Raw genomic sequence first — 5,609 nt, forward strand, 5'->3', positions numbered from 1 at the left:
TGAACGCCTTTGACCATGCGATTGAAAGTGGCGCGTTGGACACCAAATCGGCGCTTAAACTTTTGGCCGCTCAGGGTTTGGGTTGCTTCGTAGTTCATCTGCCTGACATGGAAACAGTGAACTAAAATCCTCTAATGTACCATGAAATCTATTATGCAAGAGGTCTATTTGAAATACAAGGCGAAAACCCTTGCCAAAGTCCATTGGCAAACAGGCCATGGTAAAGTGCTGCATGTCTGAGAAAGACAATCTTTACTACAGTGTTTTCCGAGATGTCATTCCTGAATTTGTAAAGATTTTTTTATTCCAAAGCATTATGCACCTTACGGATCAAATAGACTTCACGTCAATGCTCAAAGAGAAAAAATAATTGACACGAGTAAGAACATCAAAGCAAAAGACGCCATACCTGTTGAGTAGAAGTCCTTAATGGGCAAAATAATAGCAAGAAACCTATCACTGTCAACAACTAAAACCTGATCATGACTAACGCTGTAAGACCCCAAAATATCCAAGATCTACAAGCCATTGATGAAGTGCCCGTTGTCATTGCCAACAGTCAAGGCCTGATTACATATATCAACGAGTGTTTTGAAAAGGTTTTGGAGTGGTCCCGTGATGACGTCGTAGGAGAATTGATTACCATCATTCTGCCTAGCAGCTTTAGAGATTCACACAACCTCGCATTCTCCAGGTTTCAAGCCTCAGAAAAAGCAACTGTCTTAAATCATCCCCTGGAATTAATGACAATTACCAAAAGCCAACAGGAAATTATGACAGAGCACTACATTATTGCCGAGAAAGTAGGCGACGATTGGCTATTTGGCGCAATGCTAACTCCCCTCACCTAAAGCCCCCCACAGGTTTCTCTATTCAAAAAAGAGGTTCTCTACATGTCTGTTGAGGCTGATCCTAAGGCATTAGCAAGCCAATTGCATACGCTGCGAAAAACATTAGGCAAAATGGAGGTAGCGTTAGATGCTGTTACGGATGCCATCGTCTGGACAGATGAACGGGGCCGCATACAATGGTGCAATGTCTTATTCGAGCAGCTGGTGCAAAAGAAACAGCTCATGCTGCTGAGTAAAAATCTAATTGATATATTGCCCCTGTCTAAAGAAGACAAGGTAATCACATCAGCCGATCATCCAGGCAACCAAGCTCTATCCGAGCAGTGTCAGGGCACCAATTTCTATGATTTTCACCAAGACCAGAGTTTACGTATTCTTGAGATCTCCTGGGCATCAATCCAATTCGAAGATGCAGAAGCCACCAGCGCCGTCCTTGCCATTCGCGACGTCACCGAAAAAAAACAGGCAGAAGCAGAGCTAGAAAAATATCGGGCAGAGCTGGAGTCTTTAGTTCAAAAGCGCACAGCTGAACTCAGTAACGTCAATGAGCACTTACAAGCTGAACTCAGAGAGCGGCAACGTGTTGAACAGCTTGTAGTCCAAAGTGAAGCTGCCATTCGTACACTCTATGAAGTCACCGCATCACCCAAGCTAGACTTTAGCCAAACCATTGGAGAACTTCTGAACTTTGGCTGCGAACAATTTAATTTGCCATTAGGCGTTTTGTCTAAGACGCAAGGAGAGCAGTACGAAGTTTACCTGGCTCGTCTACCGAATAAGCAGCATGTTCAGGGCATACTGCTGCCCCTAGACAATACCTATTGCCAGCACGTTATTAGCAACAAAAAAAACCTTTGCATTCTTGCTGCAGGCGATACGTCTTGGCGCAATAGCACCTGCTACCAAAACCTAAAAATAGAAGCTTACTTTGGCACCCCTGTATTAGTAGAGGGACAGGTGTATGGCACACTAAATTTCTCTAGCCAAACTAAACGGAACAAGGCCTTTAGTGCACTCGATAAAGAACTATTACTATTGATGGCACAGTGGGTGGGCCGAGAAATAGAACGCAAGCAAGCCGCTATTACCCTGGCCAAAACACGGGATGACGCCCTAGCCGCCACTAAAACCAAAAGCGAATTTCTAGCGACGATGAGTCATGAAATTCGCACGCCCATGAATGCCGTCATCGGTATGACTAGCCTCTTGCTAGATACCGCCTTAACCGATGAACAGCGGGATTTTGTCAACACCGTTCGAAATAGCGGCAATTCTTTATTGACGCTGATCAACGATATCCTGGACTTCTCGAAAATCGAATCGGGTCATCTTGAGCTAGAATCCCATCCCTTCCATTTACGGACCTGTATTGAAGACGCATTTGACCTCATTACAACCAAAGCCGCTGAAAAGGAGCTAGAACTAGCATTCAATATCGATCCCAGTATCCCCAACTCATTTGTAGGAGATGTTACCCGCCTACGCCAGGTGCTGGTAAATCTCTTAGGCAACGCCGTCAAGTTTACCCACCGAGGCGAGATTTCTGTTACAGTCACCCATTCGCAGGCCAACACCACCGCCGAACCAGGCTCACAATCCCTGGCTGAAACCCACCAGAGTCTTCGTTTTGCCGTTAAAGATACCGGCATTGGTATTCCACAACAACGATTGCAACGGTTATTCCAAGCATTTAGCCAAGTCGACTCTTCGACGACACGCAAATATGGCGGCACGGGGCTGGGGCTAGCCATCTCTAAACAGTTAGTAGAGATGATGGGCGGAACGATTTGGGTTGAGAGCGAAGTCGATGAAGGTAGTACGTTTTTCTTTACGGTTATCGTGCAACCGGAACAAGACCAGAATAATCGCCGCAATCTAGTAGCTCCATCTCAATTAGTAGGTAAACGACTGCTCATCGTTGATGATAATGCCACTAACCGACAAATTTTAGAATCACAAACCCAACGCTGGGGCATGCTAACCCGGACCACTTGCTCAGGCGTAGAAGCCCTGGACTGTTTTGAACGGGGCAAGGCCTTTGACCTTGCCATTTTAGACATGCAAATGCCTGAAATGGATGGCATAACCCTAGCTAAGAAAATTCATATGCAGCCTCAACATGCATCACTGCCACTGATGATGTTGACTTCTATAGGCAAATATCAACTAGACCAAACAGATATTGAAAAACATTTTGTGGCCTTCTTAAATAAGCCCATTAAACAAGCCCAGCTACTGGAACATTTAGGAAGAATCTGTGCAGGCAAGGCGGTTAAGTTTGAGCAGCCTAAAAAGTTAGTTACCACCATTGACCATCAACTTGCCGAAAAACATCCACTACAAATCTTATTGGCAGAAGACAATAGTGTGAACCAACAACTCGCCACCCAATTGCTCAAGAAAATGGGCTACCGCACAGACGTTGTTGGTAACGGGCTAGAAGCGGTCAATGCCCTAGAGCGCCGTTCCTATGATGTCATTTTGATGGATTTGCAAATGCCTGAGATGGATGGCTTAACTGCAACCCAAACAATTTGTAACCGATGGGAAGCCGCGCATCGACCTTGGATTATCGCAGTCACAGCCAATGCAATGCAGGGGGATCGAGAGACCTGTCTCAAGGCTGGTATGGATGACTACATTAGTAAGCCCATCCATATTGAAGAACTGGTAGCAGCTTTACAAAAAGCGCCTTCTCGCCATACACAAAAGAAGAACCAACAAGACACTATAGCGATAGACATTGAAAAAGAAGAACATACTCTAGAAGATGTGCAGGGAAGCGCACCTGAGCCATCTACTGCAGAGCTAGAAACTCCTGCCACTAATGCTGACGAGCAAACCATTATCTCCGCGATAGACCTTGAGCAACTGTCTAGTTTAATCTCCATGATGGGTGATGACACCGCCGTATTTGAACAATTGATCGAGACGTATGTGAATGAATCGCCTGAGCTAATTCAAAGGATGGACCAAGCGGCAATCAAACAAGATGCATCGGCGTTAGAACAGAGCGCCCATACGCTAAAGTCGAGCAGCCATGCCTTGGGAGCTATTGAACTATCTCGCCTCTGTGCTAGCTTAGAAGCAATGGGCAACAAGCAAACAATCGAAAACGCGGCAGCTCTATTAAACGATTTACATGTCGAATATGGCAAGGTGGAAGCGGCGTTTACAAGCAACCTCGATACTCTAGTGTCCCTATGTGCTGCGAATTAGGCACAATCAGGGCTGATGTTGAAAGCTGACAGCTGAGCCACTGGCGACTATTGTGACTAAGCAGCCTCAGACTCGTCGGGAGTATCTTCCAATAGGCCTAGGGTCACACCTACGAGTCTTAACGATCTTGTCTTGTGTATTCATTGTGACATTCCTGATTCAGTGTGAGTTTACAGGATGTGTCAGATAAAGTCTTAATTATTACACTTCGGCCATGCCGCACCCTTACAACCCAAAGAAGTGAGAGGCCACCCCTAACCACGGCAAAAGCTGCCCTAAAAGAGGCGCAACCTTCTTCCAAAGCGACTGCCCTGCATCCACGGCCTCATTCGTCTCTTTCAAAATCTTGGTTGCCTTCTGCAAATTTTTCGCGGCAAATTCCTTATCCGGCTCCTCACTATTGGCTTCTTCCTTGGCCACCTCCAGATAGGCCACTGCCTTACCCTGCTGCGACTCGGATAAGGCCGCACTCTTGATCAGACTCTCCATCTGCATAATCAGTTGAACTACCTCGGCGGGCGACAACGACTTGGCCGCCTCCCCCTGATTTTGATACTGGGGCTGATTCAGATCTCCACCTGCCTGGCCCACATGGCCCGAAATGGTGCTGCCGCTAATGGTCATCGACTGGCGCGAATTGTTTTGCGATACCGTGGCATCGCCCCCCGATTGCACCACATTGAAAGGGTTGTTGTTGCCGCTAATGGTGACATTGCCAATCGACTGAGATGGGGCAGATGGTGCTGGCGGCACAGCCGATTCAGGCACTAACGGTTTCTCCGCAGAGGCTGACTCTGCCACTCCCCCTAACCCTGGACGCTTACGATACTTCAAGACTGGCTTCGAATACTCAGTACTGCCTTCTAGGGCAATCGCACTACAGCCAATCTTAAACGCCTGATCGTAGGAGCTGTCCGACCCCAGGGCATCGTAAAACCCCTCGGCAAACTGTACCGCTGCCACGTCGCCAATGGGCTGATTCATACCAATCACGCAGTCCACAAACTGGTGAATAGCGGTGGCCTGCACGTCTGAATAGCAGGCGTTGAGCAAAACACATTCAATCTGGCCCGTCTCGAAAATGCCAAACAGTCCGGCCAGGGCCTCGGTACCGACAAGCTGGATCTTGCCCGCATCATTTTCTAACACCAGTCCCTGCTCCCCCATGCCGTGGCCCGAGAAATGAACAATTTGAGGACGGTGATCGAGTAAAGCCCGGCGCAGATCGATCGTGCGAGTGGCTAGCTGGGTCACGACCTGGAAGCAATCTCGGTGGTGCGATCGCAAAAAGGCCTCCTCAATCCGCCGCACCTCAGCATCTAGACCTAACGGTTCTGCCCCTGTATTAGTCGGGTTTGCCGTTAATATGAGAATTTTTATCAGATTCACGATGCACCCTTAAATTTCTAGACTAACTCCTAAGAAACACACCCAGCAACGTCAGGTTTGGGAACGAGGTCAAAGCCTAATGATTGGGCTTTTCGCTGTAATTGGTTCAGCATCCGCTCACGATACTTTTGCTCATAGGTTTCAACGCCA

4 protein-coding genes are annotated in these 5,609 nt (G+C 47.4%); 3 read left to right on the top strand and 1 reads right to left on the bottom strand.

Translation table 11 applies throughout. From position 1 onward, the window contains the following. Positions 1-190: 190 nt before the first annotated feature. The 3 genes from VB741_RS25905 (at position 191) to VB741_RS25915 (ending at position 4,070) form a co-directional block, all read left to right on the top strand. The gene (locus VB741_RS25905; RefSeq protein WP_323368118.1) at positions 191-370 is read left to right on the top strand and encodes a hypothetical protein; all 180 of its coding nucleotides are present in this window, start codon (positions 191-193) and stop codon (positions 368-370) included. 112 nt (positions 371-482) lie between these two features. Continuing rightward, positions 483-851, top strand: a complete 369-nt coding sequence (locus VB741_RS25910) for a PAS domain-containing protein (RefSeq protein WP_323368119.1) — start codon at positions 483-485, stop codon at positions 849-851. Positions 852-893: 42 nt separating this feature from the next. After that, complete coding sequence (locus VB741_RS25915) at positions 894-4,070, top strand: response regulator (protein ID WP_323368120.1); 3,177 nt, start codon at positions 894-896, stop codon at positions 4,068-4,070. Positions 4,071-4,295: 225 nt separating this feature from the next. Here the strand turns inward: VB741_RS25915 and VB741_RS25920 are convergent, their stop codons facing one another. Then, on the bottom strand, positions 4,296-5,459 hold the full coding sequence (locus tag VB741_RS25920) for a CHAT domain-containing protein (RefSeq protein ID WP_323368121.1): 1,164 nt from the start codon (positions 5,457-5,459) through the stop codon (positions 4,296-4,298). Positions 5,460-5,609: the final 150 nt, after the last annotated feature.

The sequence above is a fragment of the Leptothoe sp. PORK10 BA2 genome (genome assembly GCF_034932105.1).
GTDB lineage: Bacteria > Cyanobacteriota > Cyanobacteriia > Phormidesmidales > Phormidesmidaceae > Leptothoe.

Excerpts from the sequence above, each read along its gene's own strand:
- VB741_RS25910 (WP_323368119.1), top strand. The coding sequence starts at position 483 with ATGACTAACGCTGTAAGACCCCAAAATATCCAAGATCTACAAGCCATT.
- VB741_RS25915 (WP_323368120.1), top strand. The coding sequence starts at position 894 with ATGTCTGTTGAGGCTGATCCTAAGGCATTAGCAAGCCAATTGCATACG.